Genomic DNA, 16,775 nt, shown 5'->3' with positions numbered 1-16,775 from the left:
GGCGGCACGTGATGAAAATGAAAAAGCGGCGCCGGGCGCCGCTTTTCAGGGTGGGCGCGCGCGTGCTGCGCGCTTGCTGGGCGCGTTTAATCGCCCAGTTCGGCGGAGCTGTAGACGTCCTGCACATCGTCCAGCGCCTCGAGGGCATCGAGCAGCTTCTGCATGCGTACGGCCTCATCGCCGGCGAGTTCGATGATGTTCTCCGGCCTCATCGTCACCTCGCCGAACTCGGCGCTGAAGCCAGCTGCTTCCAGCGCTTCCTTCACCGCGGTGAATTCCCACGGTCCGGTGACGACCTCGATGGAGCCGTCGTCATGGCTGAGCACGTCCTCGGCGCCGGCCTCGAGCGCGGCTTCCATGAGCGTGTCCTCATCGGTGCCAGGAGCAAACAGCAGCTGGCCGCAGTGCTTGAACTGGAAGGCCACGCAGCCGTCGGTGCCCATGTTGCCGCCGTGCTTGGAGAAGGCATGGCGCACATCGGCGACCGTGCGCGTCTTGTTGTCGGTGAGGCAGTCGACGATCAGCGCGGAGCCGCCGATGCCGTAGCCTTCGTAGCGGATCTCCTCGTAGCTCACGCCCTCGAGCTCACCGGTGCCCTTCTTGATCGCGTTGTCGATCTTGTCCTTGGGCATGTTCACGCCCTTGGCCTTGTCCACCGCCAGCCGCAGGCGCGGGTTGAAACCCACATCGCCGCCGCCCATCTTGGCCGCCACGGTGATTTCCTTCGCCAGTTTGGAGAAGGCGGCGCCGCGCCGCTCATCCTGACGCCCCTTGCGGTGCTGAATATTGGCCCACTTGGAATGACCCGCCATATGCCCCTCGATACTGCGCCAAGCGCTTGAAAAGCGGCCAGTATACCGCCCGCGGCAGGCGCCGTGCAGTCTCCCCCCGCGCTCGATCGTGCGGCGCGTGTGCGGCGTCGGTGGCAGAGCAGCCTGATAAACTGCGGGGCGATCAAACAATCCAAACCCGGGGTGATGTGATGACCGACGCGCTGCTGATTGCCAAGGCCGCCGACAAGCCGATCGAACTCTTGCCGCGTCTGGCCAATCGTCACGGCTTGATCACCGGTGCCACCGGCACCGGCAAGACGGTGACGCTGCAAAAGCTGGCCGAATCCTTCGCCGGGATCGGGGTGCCGGTGTTCATGGCCGACATCAAGGGCGACCTGTCCGGTGTCGGCGTCGCCGGTGCGCCCTCGGACAAGCTCATGCAGCGTCTGGCCGCGCTCGGCATCACCGCATACACGCCGCGTGCCAACACCACGGTGTTCTGGGACGTGTTCGGCGAGCAAGGCCACCCGGTGCGCGCCACCATCTCCGACATGGGGCCGCTGCTGATTGCGCGCATGCTCAATCTCAACGACACCCAGAGCGGGGTGCTGAGCCTGGTGTTCCGCGTCGCCGACGACAACGGCATGCTGCTGCTCGACCTCAAGGACTTGCGCGCGATGGTGCAGTACGTGGGCGAGAACGCGAAGACCTTCACCACCACCTACGGCAATATCTCGACCGCGTCGATCGGCGCCATCCAGCGCAATCTGCTGGCGCTGGAAGAGCAGGGTGGCGATGTGTTCTTCGGCGAGCCGATGCTCGACATCAACGATCTCATGCAGACCGATGCCGACGGCCGTGGCGTGATCAACGTGCTGGCGGCCGACAAGCTGTTCCACGCGCCCAAGCTCTACGCCATCTTCCTGCTGTGGATGCTGTCGGAGCTGTTCGAGCAGTTGCCGGAGGTGGGCGACCTCGACAAGCCGAAGATGGTGTTCTTCTTCGACGAAGCCCATCTCCTGTTCAACGATGCGCCCAAGGCGTTGGTGGAGAAGATCGAGCAGGTCGTGCGCCTGATCCGCTCCAAGGGCGTGGGAGTGTATTTCGTCACCCAGAACCCGCTCGATGTGCCCGACACCGTGCTTGGCCAGCTCGGCAACCGCGTGCAGCACGCCTTGCGCGCGTTCACGCCGCGCGACCAGAAGGCGGTCAAGACCGCGGCCGACACCATGCGCCCGAACCCGGCCTTCGATGCGGTCGCGGCGATCACCGAGCTCGGTGTGGGCGAGGCGCTGATCTCCTTCCTCGACGACAAGGGGCGGCCGCAGGTGACCGAGCGCTGCTTCGTGATCGCACCGAACTCCCGTCTCGGCCCGCTCACGGTGGGCGAGCGTCAGGCGGCGATCACCAACTCGGTGGTCTATGGCCACTACGAAAAGCTCGTCGACCGCGAGTCGGCCTACGAGCTGTTGCGCGCCCAGGCTGCGGGCGCAGCGGCTCGCGCCGACGCGCAGGCGAGCAAGGCGGCCCAAGCGCAAGCGGGAGGCGGGCTCAACGACATGCTGTTCGGCTCCACCGGGCCACGCGGTGGTCAGCGTGACGGGCTGCTGCAGATCGCCGCCAAGACCATGACGCGCACCATAGGCAGCAGCATAGGGCGCCAGATCGTGCGCGGCATTCTGGGCTCACTGCTGGGTGGGCGACGCTGAGCCGGTTTGTGCCGCCCGTGCCGAGGTTTCAGGGCAGGCAGCGCAGCCGCCCCTGCACAATGATGCAGCTGCGGTTGCGGCCCGCTTCCTTGGCGCGGTAGAGCGCACGGTCGGCGGCATTGACGAGCGTGTCGCTGTCCGTCATCCGCGGCTCGCGGCTGGCCACGCCGATGCTGACCGTGCTGCGTATCACCGTGCCCTGCACATTGATCTGCAGCGCTTCGATCGTGCGCCGCAGGCGCTCGGCCGCGAGCAGGGCAGCCTTGATGTCCGTGTTCGGGCAGATCATGAGGAATTCTTCGCCGCCCAGTCGGCACACGCTGTCATCCTTGCGGGCGACGCGCTGGATCTGTTGCGCGACCTCGATCAGCACCTTGTCGCCCACCGCGTGGCCGTAGGTGTCGTTGACGCGCTTGAAGTGGTCGATGTCGAGCACCAGCACCGAGAGCGCCTGCTCGAAGCGGCTGGAGGCGGCCCAGGCCCTTTCGAGTGCGCCCATGCCGGCGCGCCGGTTGGGCAGGCTGGTGAGCAGATCGGTCATCGCCACATGCTCCAGGCGACGGTTGCTGATCGCGAGTTCAGCGGTGAATTGCTTGAGCTGGGCGCGGTCGCGTTCCCAGGCGTCGAGCAGCTGCACGTAATGCCGGGCGGCGCGCAGGCGGGCGCGCAATATGCGCGCGTTGACCGGCTTGGTCAGGAAGTCGTCGATGCCGGCTTCAAACGCTTCGGAGACCTCTTCCTCGGTGTCCAGGCTGGTGAGCATGATCAGGTAGATTCTCTGCCCCCACTCGGTGGCGCGCAGGGCACAGGTGAGTTCGAGCCCGCTCAGGTCGGGCATGAGCCAGTCGGTGATGACGATCTGGGGCTGGCACTCCACCGCCAGCGCGAGGGCCTCTTCGCCGCTGCTGGCGCTGAACACCATATGGCCGAGGGCGTTGCGCAGCACGGTTTCCAGGATGGTGAGCGTGATTGGATCGTCGTCGACCACGAGTATGCGCAGCGCGCCCGCGCTGCTGCGCTCGTCGGGGCGCAGCTCCTGCGGTGAGGACATCTGCGCAAACGGAGGTAGCGACGAAGCCGGGATGCGCAGCAGTTCGCCCCACTCGCGCCAGTGCCGCACCAGCTCGTCGATGGTGACGCCGAGCTCATCGGCATTGAGGCCGATCTTGCCACCCAGCAACATCAGCTCCGAGATGAGGTGGCTGCGCTCACCATCAGTGGTCAGGCTCAGGTCAGCCACGCGGTGCGCAAGGTGGAACAGCTGCGTCAGCTGCTGCGGGCGCGAGCCAGGCGAGAATCCGGACGCTTCGGGGTGTTCGTGGTGGTAGATGGGCCCGACCAGCGTGCTCGGGATACCCCACTCGGTGAGCAGCGCGGCGGACAGTTCGTTGTGGTCGGTCTGCAGGTGTTCCTGTTCGAGTGCGCTCAGCCTGTGCGCGGCATCGGGGTCTTGCAGCAGCTTGCTGTAGGCCGCGGGATACACGGTGGCGAGTGACAGTCGACCGACCTGCGCCAGCAAACCGCAGGCGAACAACTCCTCGCTCGAACCCAGCTTCGTCATCGCGCCGAACGACTGCGCCGCCAGCGCCATCAGCAGTGCGTGCGACCAGAACGCCTGGTAATCGAAGGCTGCGCAGGGACCGTTCTGGTATTGATCGACGAGCGAGAAACCCATCGCCAGGTTGCGCACCGTGCCTATTCCCAGGCGGCCGATCGCATCGACCACCGAGGCGATCGGCCGCACTGCGCCCTGAGCGGCGGAATTGGCCTGGCGGATCAGCCGACTGGACAGGGCCGGGTCGGTCTGGACGACGCGGGCGATTTCGGCCAGCGTGGTGTCGTCGCGTCGGCACAGCTCCAGAATGGCCAGTGCCACCCCTTTCGGGCTGGGCAGTTCGCCGCTCAGGGGGATGAGTTCAAGCTTCTTCATGGCAGGCACTGGAGGTTGAAGCTAAACCCATAGCATACTTGATCCGCCTACCCAGTCAGGGGAATTGTGAATATCCTCAGCGCTTGAAGGGCGAAGCTCACGTGCGCTGGGTGATGGCGCAGCGCAGCTGGCCAGTTCAGGCCGTCAGCCCCAGCCGCCGACAGATCTCGGTCGTCGGCCCCGCCATGTTCATGCTGTAGAAATGCAGACCCGGCGCGCCTTCGGCGAGCAGCTTCTCGCACAGGCGGGTGACGACATCGAGGCCGAAGGCGCGGATCGAATCGGCGTCGTCGCCATAGCTCTCCAGGGTCTTGCGCATCCAGCGCGGGATCTCGGCGCCGCAGGCATCCGAGAAGCGCGCCAGCTTGCTGAAGCTGCCGATGGGCATGATGCCGGGCACGATCGGAATGTTGACGCCCATCTTGTGTGCGGCATCGACGAAGTGCAGGTAGGCGTCGAGGTTGTAGAAATACTGTGTGATCGCCGAGTTGGCGCCGGCGTCGGCCTTGCGCTTGAAGGCGAGCAGGTCGTCCTTCGGACTTTTTGCCTGTGGATGCCATTCGGGGTAGGCCGCCACCTCGAGGTGGAAGCGGTCGCCGGTTTCGGCGCGGATGAACTCCACCAACTCGTTGGCGTAGCGGAACTCGCCCGGATCGACCACGCCTGAGGGCAGGTCACCGCGCAGCGCGACGATGCGGCGGATGCCGGCCTCGGTGTATTCGTGCAGGATCTCGCGGATGCTGTCGCGGGTGGAGCCGACGCAGGACAGGTGGGGCGCGGCTTCATGGCCGGCGGCGGCGATGTCCTTCACGGTGCTGAAGGTGCGCTCGCGCGTCGAGCCGCCAGCACCGTAGGTCACCGAGAAGAAGGCTGGCTTGAGCGCGGCCAGCCTGGCGCGGGTGAGATCCAGCTTGGCCGCGCCTTCGGCGGTGGTGGGCGGGAAGAACTCGATCGATATTTCGGTGCTCATGGGATGTCGGGGGAGAGGAGGGCCTTGCGGCACCGGTATGCGGGGGCTGCGGCCTAGGCCACGCCATGAAGGAAGGCTGTGCGCTTGGCGGCGCTGCGGGCTCAGGCGAGCTTGATGACTTCGACCGGGTGTTCGTAGACGTCCTTGCGCTTGTCGTAGAGCGGAATGGTGGTGCCGCTCAGGCGGTTGCTCTCGAGGTCCTTGAGGTCGACGTCGGCGACCACGATCTGCTCGACGTTGGGCGTGCCTTCAGCAGCAATGCCGTCACGTGCGAACGGGAAGTCCGATGGCGTGATGATGGCGGCCTGGCCGTAGTGCATGCCCAGACCTTCCACCGGCAGGTTGCCTACCGTGCTCGTCATCGCCACGAAGACCTGGTTCTCGATCGCGCGTGCATGGCAGCAATAGCGCACGCGCAGGAAACCCTGGCGATCGTCGGTGCACGAGGGCACGAAGAGGATGTCGGCGCCCGCTTCGCACACCATGCGCGCGAGTTCGGGAAACTCGATGTCGTAGCAGATCAGGATGGCGATCTTGCCAAACGGAGTCTCGAACAGGCGCAGCTGGTCGCCGGCGTCGGTGTTCCACTTCTCGCGCTCCCAGCGCGTGCGGTGAATCTTGTCCTGCTCGAAGATCTCGCCGCCGGGGGTGAAGTAATAGGCGGTGTTGAGCAGGCGGCCGTCTTCATGCAGGGTGGGGTGGCTGCCGCCGATCAGGTGCACGTTCCACTCGTGCGCCAGCTCCAGCATCAAGTCCTTGTAGCGCCGGGTGTAGTCGTTGAGATTGCGCACCGAGGCGACCACGTCGCTGGTGTCCATGAAGGACAGCAGCTGGGTGGTGAAGATCTCCGGCAGCAGCACGAACTGCGGCTTGTAGTCGCCGGCGGCCTTCATGATGAAGCGAACGTGGTTCTCGAAACCCGACCAGTCGTGGATGGGGCGCAGCAGATATTGAACGGCGGCGATGCGTACGATCATGGTTCGATGTCCTCGATGATTGTGGTGGGACGGCTCGGGTCGTAATCCGGGTTGAGCCAGACGATGAGCGAGGCGTTGCCATGGGACTCGACGTCTTCGGGCAGGTAATCAGGAATCACGCCACAGTAGGAGAAGCCCTCGCGCAGCTGGAAGCTGAGCACCGGGTCGACGAAGTCGCCCCACACCACCTTCTGCGCGTAGAACTCCGGACCCATCGCGTCGGCATAGGCTTCGTAGCCGGGCAGGCGACCGCAGGCGATGATGCGCTTGAGGTTCATCGCCCGGCACAGCTTGCGCCGGCCTTCATAGAGCAGGTGGCCCACGCCCAGGCCGCGCAGCGCCGGGTCGACGAAAACCTCCGCGCCATAGAGCGTGCGCCCCTCGGGGTTGTGCTCGCTGAAGGTGCCCGAGCTGGTGATTTCACGCCAGGTGTGGGAGTCCGCCCAGTCGTCCCACAGCACGATCAGCGAACTGGCGCAGCCGACGATGCCGTTTTCGGTTTCAGCGACGATCTGGCCTTGCGGAAAAACCTCGAGCTGTTCGCTGAGCTTGTGCTCGCTCCAGGGCGGAATGCTCGGATAGACGCGCCTCTGGAGCGCGATCAGGGCCGGGATGTCCTGCTTCTGGGTGCGGCGGATCCTGGGTTTCGCCATGCTGATCTTCCTCTTGTTGTGCACCACTTCCGGGCAGCCGTGCGTGAGCTGCCCGGAAGCCTGCGTGGCATCAATAGCGGTACTGGTCGGTCTTGTACGGACCTTCCTTGGGCACGCCGATGTAGGCCGCCTGAGCGTCGGTGAGCTCGGTGAGCTGGACGCTGAGCGTGCGCAGCTGCAGACGCGCCACCTTCTCGTCGAGGTGCTTGGGCAGGGTGTAGACGCCGACAGGATAGTCCGCCGTACGCGTGAACAGCTCGATCTGGGCGATGGTCTGGTTGGCGAAGGAGCTCGACATCACGTAGCTGGGGTGGCCGGTGGCGCAGCCCAGATTCACCAGCCGGCCCTTGGCGAGCAGGATGATGCGCTTGCCGTCAGGGAAGATGATGTGGTCGACCTGGGGCTTGATCTCTTCCCACTCGTAGCCTTCCACTGCGGCGACGTCGATCTCGTTGTCGAAGTGGCCGATGTTGCACACGATGGCCTGGTTCTTCATCTTCACCATGTGCTCGTGCCCGATCACATGGTAGTTGCCGGTGGCGGTGACGAAGATGTCGGCCTTGTCGGCGGCATAGTCCATGGTCACCACGCGGTAGCCTTCCATCGCCGCCTGCAGCGCACAGATCGGATCGATCTCGGTCACCCACACCTGTGCCGAGAGCGCGCGCAAGGCCTGCGCCGAACCCTTGCCGACGTCGCCGTAGCCGGCCACCACCGCGATCTTGCCGGCGATCATGACGTCGGTGGCACGCTTGATGCCGTCTACCAGCGATTCGCGACAGCCGTAGAGGTTGTCGAACTTGGACTTGGTCACCGAGTCATTGACGTTGATCGCGGGGAACTTGAGTTCACCGCGCGCATGCATCTGGTACAGGCGATGCACGCCGGTGGTGGTCTCTTCGGTCACACCCTTGATCTGCGCCAGGCGAACTGAATACCAGCTCGGGTCGGTGACGAGCCTGGCCTTGATCGCGGCGAAGAGCACGGTTTCTTCTTCCGAGGTCGGTTTGGCCAGCACCGAGAGATCGTGCTCGGCGCGCGCGCCCAGGTGCAGCAAGAGCGTGGCGTCGCCGCCGTCGTCGAGGATCATGTTGCTGTAGCCACCGTCTGGCCAGTCGAAGATGCGGTGGGTGTAGTCCCAGTATTCGGTCAGCGATTCGCCCTTGATCGCGAACACCGGGATGCCACTGTCAGCGATGGCTGCGGCGGCGTGGTCCTGAGTGGAGAAGATGTTGCACGAGGCCCAGCGTACTTCGGCGCCGAGCGCGATCAGGGTCTCGATCAGCACCGCGGTCTGGATGGTCATGTGCAACGAACCGGTGATGCGCGCGCCCTTGAGCGGCTGGCTGGCGGCGTATTCCTCGCGGATCGCCATCAGGCCGGGCATTTCGGTTTCGGCGATGCGGATTTCCTTGCGCCCCCAGGCGGCCAGCGCCAGATCGGCAACCACGAAATCGGTGAAAGTGTTGTCAGCCACAGCGTTCATGAAAAGCTCCATGCTATGGCCGGGCGGAAACACAGGGGGCGGGCAGCATGCACGCTGCGAGGAGCTCACCCGGCATCCCGAACCCGGCAGGGTTGAAGATGATCAGCAGGGTGAGCGCCGTTGAACTGCAACCCACCGTGGCGGCGGGGTCCGAGCCTGGGGGCCTGGGCTGGACAGCCCGGCGCCTCGCAGCGCTCCTCGGAGGTGCAATTGTAACGCAACAGGGCCGGGGTGCAGTGCATCTTGCTTGAGGCCTGAGGGGCTGCCGGTCGCGCTGGGGGCGCGCGTTGATGCACGACCGTGGCTTGCAGGCGTGCTCGCTCTTCAGCTTGCGGCCGCCGTGCCGTTAAGCAAGGCAAGCCATGGCGCGGTGCGGCTAGAGCACGCGGGGAATGTTTTCAATATTGTCAGGCAGGGATTGAGTGATGACTTCCAGAACGATGACGGTGCGTGCGCAACTGGGTTTGCTTGCGGCCTTGAGTTGTACCGTGTTCGTGCTCGCGCTCGGTGGTGCGCTATGGCAGATGCAGATCGGTGGCGCACGCCTGTCAGGCTTTGTCGACAACGAGCTGGCGGCCGAGCGCGACGTGACGCGTGCCTATGCGCAAGGGCTGCAGATGGGGCAGGCGCTGCGCAACATCCTGCTCGACCCGGCCAACTCCAAGGCCTATGACAACTTCGATCAGGCGCGCAAGGATTTTGATGAAACCCTGGCCCGGCTCGTCGACAAGCCCGCCTATCTCGATGGCAGCGTGCAGGCCGCGGCGCGCCTGCGCGAGATCGCGCTGCGCTGGGCGCCGCTGCAGACGCAAGTCATCCAGCGCGTGAAGATCGGCGATGCGGAGGCCGCGAAAGAGCTGCTCGTCGGCCAGGAGACACCGGCCTGGCGCGAGATGCGGGGCGAGCTGCTCAAACAGCTCGGGCATCTTGAACAGCTCGCGGTGACGATGCGTGCGCAGTCGGCGAGCGCACTCGAACGCGGACAACTGATCGTGCTGGCGCTGGGGGTCGTGGCCCTGCTGGTGTGCATCGTGGCTTCGGTGCTCGTGGTGCGTGCCGTGCTGCGCCAGCTCGGGGGCGAGCCGGGGCATGCGGCCGAGGTGGCGCGGCGCATCACCGGCGGTGACCTGCGCGAACCCATCATCGTGGGCGAGGGCGCACGCCACAGTCTGTTGGGCGAAATGCAGGCCATGCAGACGGGGCTGGACGGCATCGTGCGCGAGATTCGCAATGATGCTTCGCAGCTCGTGGGAGCGGCTGACGTGCTGCGTCGCAACGAGGAGCAGCTCGCCAGCCTGGCGCTTACCCAAAGCGATGCAGCGCAGGCGATCGCGGCCTCCATCGAGCAGATGAGCGCCAGCATCTCGGTCGTCGCCGAGCATGCCGAGGACGCGGACCGCCTCAGCGCCGACTCCGAGGGCAAGGTGCGTCATGGTGCGCAGGTGATCAAGGAGGCGGTCGACATCATCGCCCAGGTGGCGGAGCGCATGTCGGCGTCGGCAATCGTCGTTGGCGAACTCGGCACCAGTGCGGAGAGCATCTCGGACATCGCCAAGGTCATCCAGGGCATCGCCGAGCAGACCAATCTGCTCGCGCTCAACGCGGCGATCGAAGCCGCACGCGCGGGCGAACAGGGGCGTGGCTTTGCGGTGGTCGCCGATGAGGTGCGCAAGCTGGCCGAACGCACGGCGCACTCGACGCAGCAGATCAACGCCACCATCGAGCGCGTGCAGGTCAGCGCGCGCCAGGCGGTGGGCAGCATGGAGGACGGGCGTGCGCTCGCTGATCGGGGCGCGCAGGGCGCCGAGCGCGCGCGCGTGGCAGTGACCGCGCTCGAAGAAGGCGCGGGCCGCGTGCGTCAGGTGGTGGGCGAGATTGCAGTGGCCCTGCACGAGCAGCGCCAGGCCAGCACCGATATTGCCCAGACCGTGGAGCAGATCGCGCACACCAGCGAGCGCGGGCACGAGGCCACGCGTGATTCGCTCAACCGCGCCGAGGAGCTCACCGCGCTCGCGGGCGCGCTGTCCAGAGCGGTGAGTCGCTTTCGCGTTACCGACTGAGCGCGTGCGCGCAGGCGGACGGCCTCACGCGCGCGGACTGGGGTGATCTTGTTGCTTGACCATGCTTACCACCAGCGTGATCACCGTCAGCGGCAGCACGTAGCCGAGCATGACCCCCGAGAACGCGGGCAGGCTGTCGTGCTGCTGGGCCTGCAGTATCAGCCAGGCGGTATAGGTGGCGTAGTAGGCAAGGAATAGTCCACCTTCCCAGCGCGCGATTTCACGCCCGGAAATCATGATCGGCAGGCAGGCAAAGGCGACCGCCAGCATCACCCACAGATCGAAGTTACGCGCCGCTTCCGACACCGGCAGGCTGCCGTTCGACACCAGACCGGTGACGCCGAGCACGGCAAGAATGTTGAACACGTTGCTGCCCACCACGTTGCCGACCGCAATCTCGCGTTCGCCGCGCAGTGCGGCGACGATGGAGGTGGCGATCTCGGGCATCGAGGTGCCGATTGCCACCACGGTGAGGCCGATCACCAGGTCGCTGATGCCGAACACGCGCGCAACCGACACCGCCGCGTCCACCAGCCAGTCGGCGCCCTGCACCAGCAACACCAGGCCGACCACGATCAGGGCCAGTTGCACGCTCCAGTGGCGGTCCCAGTTCGAGCGCGGAATCTCGCTCTCGAATTCATCCTGCGCGCCTTTTTCCGCGCGTCGCGACTGCATGATCAGGAACACGGTATAGGCGATCACCAGGCCGAACAGGGTCGCGGCTTCGATCATGCCGATATTGCCGTCCAGCCCCATCACCACCAGCAGCGCGGAGGCGCCGATCATGATCGGAATCTCCTGGCGAATGATCTGCGTATCGACCAGCAGTGGCGTGATCAACGCCGAAATGCCCAGAATCAGCAGCACGTTGGCGATGTTGCTGCCCACCACGTTGCCGATCGCCAGATCGGGCGTGCCGTTGAGGGCCGAGCCCACCGACACCGCCATCTCTGGCGCGCTGGTGCCGAAGGCGACCACGGTCAGGCCCACCACCAGCGGCGACACGCCAAAGGAGACGGCGAGGCGCGAGGCGCCCCTGACCATCAGGTCGGCACCGACGACGAGGATGGTGAGGCCGAGGGCGAACATCAGGGCGTGCTGGAGCATGGCTGGGGCTTGAATGCGTGGAGGAGTTTGAGAGACCGCGACGCGGCGCGAGGGTTCGGTGGCGCTGAATCGTGGCGACGGCTTGCGGTCCGGGAGACGCTGCAAACGCAGCGCCCTCCGTCAGTGCGCGGCGGAGGGCGGGGGTGGGGCGGCGATTACAAGCCGGCGTCGGCGCGCAATGCGGCGGCCTTGTCGGTCTGCTCCCAGGTGAAGCCCGGTTCGTCGCGGCCGAAGTGGCCGTAGGCGGCGGTCCGGGAGTAGATCGGGCGCAGCAGGTCCAGGGTCTGGATGATCGCTTTCGGACGCAGGTCGAAGTGCTTGCTGATGAGGGCGACGATGAGTTCGTCGGCAACCTTGCCGGTGCCGAAGGTGTTGACCATCAGCGACACCGGGCGCGCGACGCCGATGGCGTAGGCGATCTGCACCTCGCACTTGTCCGCCAGGCCGGCGGCGACGATGTTCTTCGCCACGTAGCGACCGGCGTAGGCGGCCGAGCGGTCGACCTTGGACGGATCCTTGCCCGAGAACGCGCCACCGCCGTGGTGGGCGGCGCCGCCATAGGTGTCGACGATGATCTTGCGCCCGGTCAGGCCGCAGTCACCATGCGGGCCGCCGACCACGAAGCGCCCGGTCGGGTTCACCAGGAAGCGCACATTGCCCTGCATCAACTCCTTGGGCAGCACCGGCTTGATGATGAGTTCGATCACCGCCTCGCGGATCTGCTCCTGAGTCACGTCCGGGTCGTGCTGGGTGGACACCACCACGGTGTCGATCGCCACCGGCTTGCCGTCGACGTATTTGACCGTGAGCTGGCTCTTGGCGTCCGGGCGCAGCCAGGGCAGGCGGCCGTCCTTGCGCACTTCGGCCTGGCGCTGCATGACGCGGTGCGCGTAGTAGATCGGCAGCGGCATCAGGCTGGGGGTTTCATTGGTGGCGAAACCAAACATCAGGCCCTGGTCGCCGGCGCCCTGGTCGAGTGGGTCGTCGTTGGCCTTGTCCACGCCCTGCGCGATGTCCGCCGACTGGCGGTTGATGGCGGCGAGCACCGCGCAGCTCTTGTAGTCGAAGCCGATGTCGGAGTTGTCGTAGCCGATGCGGCGGATCACGTCCTGCGCGATTTCGCGGTAATTGGGGTGGGCGGTGGTGGTGATTTCGCCCGAGATCACCACCAGACCGGTGGACACCAGGGTCTCGCAGGCGACGCGCGCCTTGGGGTCTTCGGTGAGGATGGCGTCGAGCACGCCGTCGGACACCTGGTCCGCCACCTTGTCGGGGTGGCCTTCGGAAACGGACTCGGACGTAAACAGGAATTCAGCCATTCAACTCTGCTCCATAAACAAGAAATCCCCGATCAGCCATTGACTTGCGTCTGCGGCCGGCTCCGGGGATCTGATCGAGCAGGCGACGCTTTAGCAGTATTTTTGTACGCGGGATGTGTCCCGCGCCATCGCCCTGCAAGTTGTCGATTTAACTCGGCGATGCGGCGCATTATAGACCCGGATCGCCGGGTGTGTAAGCATCCGGGGCTTGGCGTAGCGATCGCGCCGCGCATGTTGCCGACGCGAGGCGCTCACCATGCTGCGCTCCCGACCCCCTTTTCCCGGGCCCGACTCTGACGTGCTGGTCAATATTTCGTTCCGTATCCTGTCCCATCTGCCCCTGTCCTGGCTGCATCGCCTGGGCGGCTGGGCGGGCTGGCTGGTGTATCGCAGCTCGCCTGCCTACGCACGACGCCTGCGCGCCAATCTGTTCAACGCGCTGGGGCGCGAAGACGACGCGGTGCTGCGCGCGGCGGTGGCCGAGGCCGGGCGCCAGGCGCTGGAGTTGCCGTGGATCTGGCTGCGCCCGGCAGCCGAGGTGGTGGCGAGTGCGGTGCGCACCGAAGGCTGGGAACTGGTCGAGCAGGCGCGTGCGGACGGCGCCGGCATCCTCTTCATCACCCCGCACCTGGGCTGCTTCGAGATCACCGCCCAGTGCATCGCGGCGCAGATCCCGATCACCGTGCTCTACCGTCCGCCACGCAAACCCGGGCTGCAGCCGCTGATGGAGGCGGGGCGCGCACGCGGCCAGATGCGCACCGCACCGGCGGATCTGGCCGGCGTGCGCAAGCTGGTGAAGACCTTGCGCAGCCACGAGGCCGTGGGCATGTTGCCCGACCAGGTGCCGGGGGCGGGCGAGGGCGTGTGGGCACCCTTCTTCGGCAAGCCGGCGTGGACGATGACGCTAGCCGCGCGCCTGGCCGCGGTGAAGGGGGTGCGCGTGATCTACACCTGGGCCGAGCGCCTGCCGCAGGGCGCAGGCTATGTGTTTCGCCTGCAGGCGCCGACCGAGGCGCTGAGCGGCGTGCTCGAGACCGACATCGCGATCATCAACCGCGAGGTGGAGCGCATCATCCTGCAGTGTCCGCAGCAATACCTGTGGGGCTACAACCGCTACAAGCAGCCGCGCGGTGAGCGCGCGGGCGCCGACCAGGGTGCGCCGGGCGAGGGCCAGGGGCAATGAGCCGTCTCGCCATTGCGCTGTTCTGGCTGCTGCACTGGTTGCCGCTGTCCGTGCTGTCGCGCATCGGCAGCGCCTTCGGCCTGCTGCTGTACGTGCTCGTGCCGCCGCGGCGCAGGATCGCGCTCATCAACCTGGGTCTGTGCTTTCCCGAATTGTCCGCCGCCCGGCGCCGCGCGCTCGCCCGGCACCATTTCGCCATCACCGGGCGCAGCATGCTCGAACGCGGCCTGGCGTGGTGGGCGAGCGCCGAGCGCATGCGCGCGCTGGTGCGCATCGATGGCCTCGAACGGCTCGCGGCGCTGAAGGCCGCCGGGCGTCCGGTGATCCTGCTCACGCCGCACTTCGTCGGCCTCGACATGGCCGGTACGCGGCTGTCGCTGGAGGGCGACTTCGTCAGTGTCTACGCGCCACAGAAGAACAAGATCTTCGATCGCTGGCTGCATCATGGCCGCAGCCGCTTCAATGACCAGCTGCTGCTGGCGCGCAACGACGGTGTGCGCGCCACGGTGAAGGCCATGAAGGCCGGCCGCCCGCTGTATTACCTGCCCGATCTGGACTACGGCCGCAAGGAGTCGATCTTCGTGCCCTTCTTCGGTGTGCCGGCGGCCACCATCACCGGCTTGCCGCGCCTGGCGCGCCTGGCCGGGGCGGCGGTGATGCCTTGTGTGGTGCGCATCCTCCCCGGCGGCGCGGGCTATGTGCTGACGCTAGGCGAGCCGTGGCAAGACTATCCGTCCGACGATGTCGAAGCCGACACGCGGCGCATGAACGTCTGGCTCGAAGGCGTGGTGCGCACCATGCCCGAGCAGTATTACTGGGTGCATCGCCGCTTCAAGACGCGCCCCGAAGGTGAGCCGCGCATTTACTGATGCGAGCCGGCGAGCGTGCGGTGGACGCTGACCGGCGCGGTGGAGGACAATTGCGCCGTGCCGATACGCGCTCGCCGTTGGCTTCCATACACACAGCTTGTCCTTCGAATTGCGATGAAACTGCGCTTCACCAAGATGCATGGCCTGGGCAACGATTTTGTCGTCATCGACGCCACCCGGCTTGCGCTCGAACTCACCCCGGCGCGGGTGCGGGCCATTGCCGATCGCCACTTCGGAGTCGGCTGCGACCAGTTGCTGGTGGTCGAGCCGGCGACGCAGGCAGGGGTGGATTTCCGCTATCGCATCTTCAATGCCGACGGCGGCGAGGTCGAGCAGTGCGGTAATGGCGCGCGCTGCTTTGTGCGTTATGTCCATGACAAGGGGCTCACGAAGCAGCGCGAAATCCGGGTTGAGACGCGCTCCGGCATCATCACTTTGTGCCTGCGCACAGATGGCCTGGTGACCGTCGATATGGGCGTGCCCGAGCTGGCGCCGGCGAAGGTTCCCTTCCTGTCCGCATCCGATGCGGTGGTGCAGCCGCTGCAGGTAGGCGCGCTCACACTGGCGATCACCGCACTGTCGATGGGTAATCCGCATGCGGTGCAGGTGGTGGCCGATGTGGATGGGGCGGCGGTGGCCGAGCAAGGGCCCTTGATCGAGTGTCACGCGCGCTTTCCGGCGCGGGTCAATGCCGGCTTCATGCAGGTGGTGGGCCCGCATGAAGTGCGTTTGCGGGTGTTCGAGCGTGGCGCCGGCGAGACCCTGGCCTGCGGCACGGGTGCGTGTGCGGCGGTGGTCGCGGGTATGCTGCGCGGACTGCTGCAGTCGCCGGTGCGCGTGCACACACGTGGCGGCGAACTGGAGATTGCCTGGGCGGGAGTGGGGACGCCGGTGTTGATGACCGGGCCTGCCGTGACCGTGTTCGAAGGTGAGATGGAACTCGAATGAGGGTGCGCCCGCGCCGCGGCGCGCGTCTTCCTTGATGTCGGGCGTGTGTCAGGCCTGGCCGGAGAGATGAACATGAATGCCAATGACGTTGCGCGCTATCTGCGCGACAACCCTGATTTTCTTGCTCAACACCACGAGCTCTTCACCCAGCTCACGGTGCCGCATCCGCAGCATGGGGGCCAGGCCATCTCGCTCGCCGAGCGCCAGCTCCATGCCTTGCGCGACAAGATTCGCCTGCTCGAACAAAAGCTTGCCGAACTGATCCGCTTTGGCGAGGAAAACGACGACGTCAGCGCCAAGGTGCATCGCCTGGCCGCCGCCCTGGCTGCAGCAGGCGGGGCGGATGAGGCGCGTCAGGCCTTGGTCAGCAGCCTGCAGGAAGACTTTGCCGTGCCCTATGTTGCGCTCGAAACCTGGGGGTTGGCTGGGGGCGCGCTCGATGAAGGGCGACTCGGCGAGCAGGTGCGACGCCAGCTCGATGCCCTGCGTCATCCCTACTGCGGTGCGCCCGAGCATATGGAAGTGCTGGCCTGCTTCGGCGAGGCGGCCCCCCATGTGCGCTCGGTGGCGCTCATCCCGCTGCGCCGTCGCGGTGGTGCCGCCTTCGGCGTGCTGGCGCTGGGCAGCGCCGAGGCCGAACGCTTCTACGCCGAGATGGGCACGCTTTACCTCGGCCGCATCGGTGATCTGGCGGCGGCCGCAGTGTCGGTTGTGCGGCGCTGATCGTGCCCCGTCGCGCCCGAACCGTCACCGAGCGCGGCGCAAGCGAGCAGGACTTCGGCATCAAACCC

Annotated in this window: 14 protein-coding genes and 1 riboswitch; of the genes, 6 read left to right on the top strand and 8 right to left on the bottom strand. The window is 66.2% G+C overall.

Annotated features, from left to right (window positions below):
- Positions 1-86: 86 nt before the first annotated feature.
- Positions 87-812 carry a YebC/PmpR family DNA-binding transcriptional regulator gene (locus M622_RS24145; RefSeq protein ID WP_021248140.1) on the bottom strand — a complete coding sequence of 242 codons (726 nt, stop codon included), beginning with the start codon at positions 810-812 and terminating at the stop codon, positions 87-89.
- A gap of 170 nt (positions 813-982) precedes the next feature.
- Between M622_RS24145 and M622_RS24140 the strand changes: the two genes are divergently transcribed.
- The gene (locus M622_RS24140) at positions 983-2,482 is read left to right on the top strand and encodes a helicase HerA-like C-terminal domain-containing protein (RefSeq protein WP_021248139.1); all 1,500 of its coding nucleotides are present in this window, start codon (positions 983-985) and stop codon (positions 2,480-2,482) included.
- Positions 2,483-2,510: 28 nt separating this feature from the next.
- On the opposite strand, the gene M622_RS24135 is transcribed toward M622_RS24140, so the two are convergent.
- The 5 genes from M622_RS24135 to ahcY all read right to left on the bottom strand — a co-directional run bounded on the left by M622_RS24135 (position 2,511) and on the right by ahcY (position 8,498).
- The gene (locus tag M622_RS24135; protein WP_021248138.1) at positions 2,511-4,412 is read right to left on the bottom strand and encodes a GGDEF domain-containing response regulator; all 1,902 of its coding nucleotides are present in this window, start codon (positions 4,410-4,412) and stop codon (positions 2,511-2,513) included.
- Positions 4,413-4,548: 136 nt separating this feature from the next.
- The gene (metF, locus tag M622_RS24130) at positions 4,549-5,382 is read right to left on the bottom strand and encodes a methylenetetrahydrofolate reductase [NAD(P)H] (protein WP_021248137.1); all 834 of its coding nucleotides are present in this window, start codon (positions 5,380-5,382) and stop codon (positions 4,549-4,551) included.
- A 101-nt stretch (positions 5,383-5,483) separates the two neighbouring features.
- Positions 5,484-6,359 carry a carbon-nitrogen hydrolase family protein gene (locus tag M622_RS39270; RefSeq protein ID WP_052028675.1) on the bottom strand — a complete coding sequence of 292 codons (876 nt, stop codon included), beginning with the start codon at positions 6,357-6,359 and terminating at the stop codon, positions 5,484-5,486.
- Positions 6,356-7,012: a GNAT family N-acetyltransferase gene (locus M622_RS39265; protein WP_157281944.1), complete on the bottom strand. Its 657-nt coding sequence runs from the start codon at positions 7,010-7,012 to the stop codon at positions 6,356-6,358. Before M622_RS39265 ends, M622_RS39270 begins: the two co-directional genes overlap by 4 nt.
- A gap of 70 nt (positions 7,013-7,082) precedes the next feature.
- Positions 7,083-8,498, bottom strand: coding sequence for an adenosylhomocysteinase (ahcY, locus tag M622_RS24120; protein ID WP_021248136.1), 1,416 nt, complete (start codon positions 8,496-8,498; stop codon positions 7,083-7,085).
- A gap of 105 nt (positions 8,499-8,603) precedes the next feature.
- A riboswitch (S-adenosyl-L-homocysteine riboswitch) is annotated at positions 8,604-8,704 on the bottom strand.
- 219 nt (positions 8,705-8,923) lie between these two features.
- Here ahcY and M622_RS24115 point away from each other — a divergent pair.
- Positions 8,924-10,558, top strand: a complete 1,635-nt coding sequence (locus M622_RS24115; protein ID WP_031346299.1) for a methyl-accepting chemotaxis protein — start codon at positions 8,924-8,926, stop codon at positions 10,556-10,558.
- Positions 10,559-10,582: 24 nt separating this feature from the next.
- On the opposite strand, the gene M622_RS24110 is transcribed toward M622_RS24115, so the two are convergent.
- Both M622_RS24110 and metK read right to left on the bottom strand, forming a co-directional pair.
- Positions 10,583-11,665: a calcium/sodium antiporter gene (locus M622_RS24110; RefSeq protein ID WP_021248134.1), complete on the bottom strand. Its 1,083-nt coding sequence runs from the start codon at positions 11,663-11,665 to the stop codon at positions 10,583-10,585.
- A gap of 155 nt (positions 11,666-11,820) precedes the next feature.
- Positions 11,821-12,984, bottom strand: a complete 1,164-nt coding sequence (gene metK, locus M622_RS24105) for a methionine adenosyltransferase (RefSeq protein WP_021248133.1) — start codon at positions 12,982-12,984, stop codon at positions 11,821-11,823.
- A 256-nt stretch (positions 12,985-13,240) separates the two neighbouring features.
- Here metK and M622_RS24100 point away from each other — a divergent pair, with 256 nt between their 5' ends.
- The 4 genes from M622_RS24100 to M622_RS24085 all read left to right on the top strand — a co-directional run bounded on the left by M622_RS24100 (position 13,241) and on the right by M622_RS24085 (position 16,707).
- Entirely contained in the window at positions 13,241-14,167 is a 927-nt protein-coding gene (locus M622_RS24100; protein WP_021248132.1) for a lysophospholipid acyltransferase family protein, read from the top strand.
- Positions 14,164-15,036, top strand: a complete 873-nt coding sequence (locus M622_RS24095) for a lysophospholipid acyltransferase family protein (protein WP_021248131.1) — start codon at positions 14,164-14,166, stop codon at positions 15,034-15,036. Before M622_RS24100 ends, M622_RS24095 begins: the two co-directional genes overlap by 4 nt.
- Positions 15,037-15,150: 114 nt before the next feature.
- On the top strand, positions 15,151-15,984 hold the full coding sequence (gene dapF, locus M622_RS24090) for a diaminopimelate epimerase (protein ID WP_021248130.1): 834 nt from the start codon (positions 15,151-15,153) through the stop codon (positions 15,982-15,984).
- A 72-nt stretch (positions 15,985-16,056) separates the two neighbouring features.
- A complete protein-coding gene (locus M622_RS24085; RefSeq protein ID WP_031346294.1) occupies positions 16,057-16,707 on the top strand; it encodes a DUF484 family protein in 651 nt (216 codons plus the stop codon).
- The last annotated feature ends 68 nt before the right edge of the window (positions 16,708-16,775 follow it).

Source organism: Thauera terpenica 58Eu, from assembly GCF_000443165.1.
Lineage (GTDB): Bacteria > Pseudomonadota > Gammaproteobacteria > Burkholderiales > Rhodocyclaceae > Thauera > Thauera terpenica.
This window is presented reverse-complemented; position numbering and strand designations above follow the sequence as displayed.

Bases quoted from the DNA above. Each gene is read 5' to 3' on its own strand.
- M622_RS24145 (WP_021248140.1), bottom strand. From the start codon at position 812: ATGGCGGGTCATTCCAAGTGGGCCAATATTCAGCACCGCAAGGGGCGT.
- M622_RS24140 (WP_021248139.1), top strand. From the start codon at position 983: ATGACCGACGCGCTGCTGATTGCCAAGGCCGCCGACAAGCCGATCGAA.
- M622_RS24135 (WP_021248138.1), bottom strand. From the start codon at position 4,412: ATGAAGAAGCTTGAACTCATCCCCCTGAGCGGCGAACTGCCCAGCCCG.
- metF (WP_021248137.1), bottom strand. From the start codon at position 5,382: ATGAGCACCGAAATATCGATCGAGTTCTTCCCGCCCACCACCGCCGAA.
- M622_RS39270 (WP_052028675.1), bottom strand. From the start codon at position 6,359: ATGATCGTACGCATCGCCGCCGTTCAATATCTGCTGCGCCCCATCCAC.
- M622_RS39265 (WP_157281944.1), bottom strand. From the start codon at position 7,012: ATGGCGAAACCCAGGATCCGCCGCACCCAGAAGCAGGACATCCCGGCC.
- ahcY (WP_021248136.1), bottom strand. From the start codon at position 8,498: ATGAACGCTGTGGCTGACAACACTTTCACCGATTTCGTGGTTGCCGAT.
- M622_RS24115 (WP_031346299.1), top strand. From the start codon at position 8,924: ATGACTTCCAGAACGATGACGGTGCGTGCGCAACTGGGTTTGCTTGCG.
- M622_RS24110 (WP_021248134.1), bottom strand. From the start codon at position 11,665: ATGCTCCAGCACGCCCTGATGTTCGCCCTCGGCCTCACCATCCTCGTC.
- metK (WP_021248133.1), bottom strand. From the start codon at position 12,984: ATGGCTGAATTCCTGTTTACGTCCGAGTCCGTTTCCGAAGGCCACCCC.
- M622_RS24100 (WP_021248132.1), top strand. From the start codon at position 13,241: ATGCTGCGCTCCCGACCCCCTTTTCCCGGGCCCGACTCTGACGTGCTG.
- M622_RS24095 (WP_021248131.1), top strand. From the start codon at position 14,164: ATGAGCCGTCTCGCCATTGCGCTGTTCTGGCTGCTGCACTGGTTGCCG.
- dapF (WP_021248130.1), top strand. From the start codon at position 15,151: ATGAAACTGCGCTTCACCAAGATGCATGGCCTGGGCAACGATTTTGTC.
- M622_RS24085 (WP_031346294.1), top strand. From the start codon at position 16,057: ATGAATGCCAATGACGTTGCGCGCTATCTGCGCGACAACCCTGATTTT.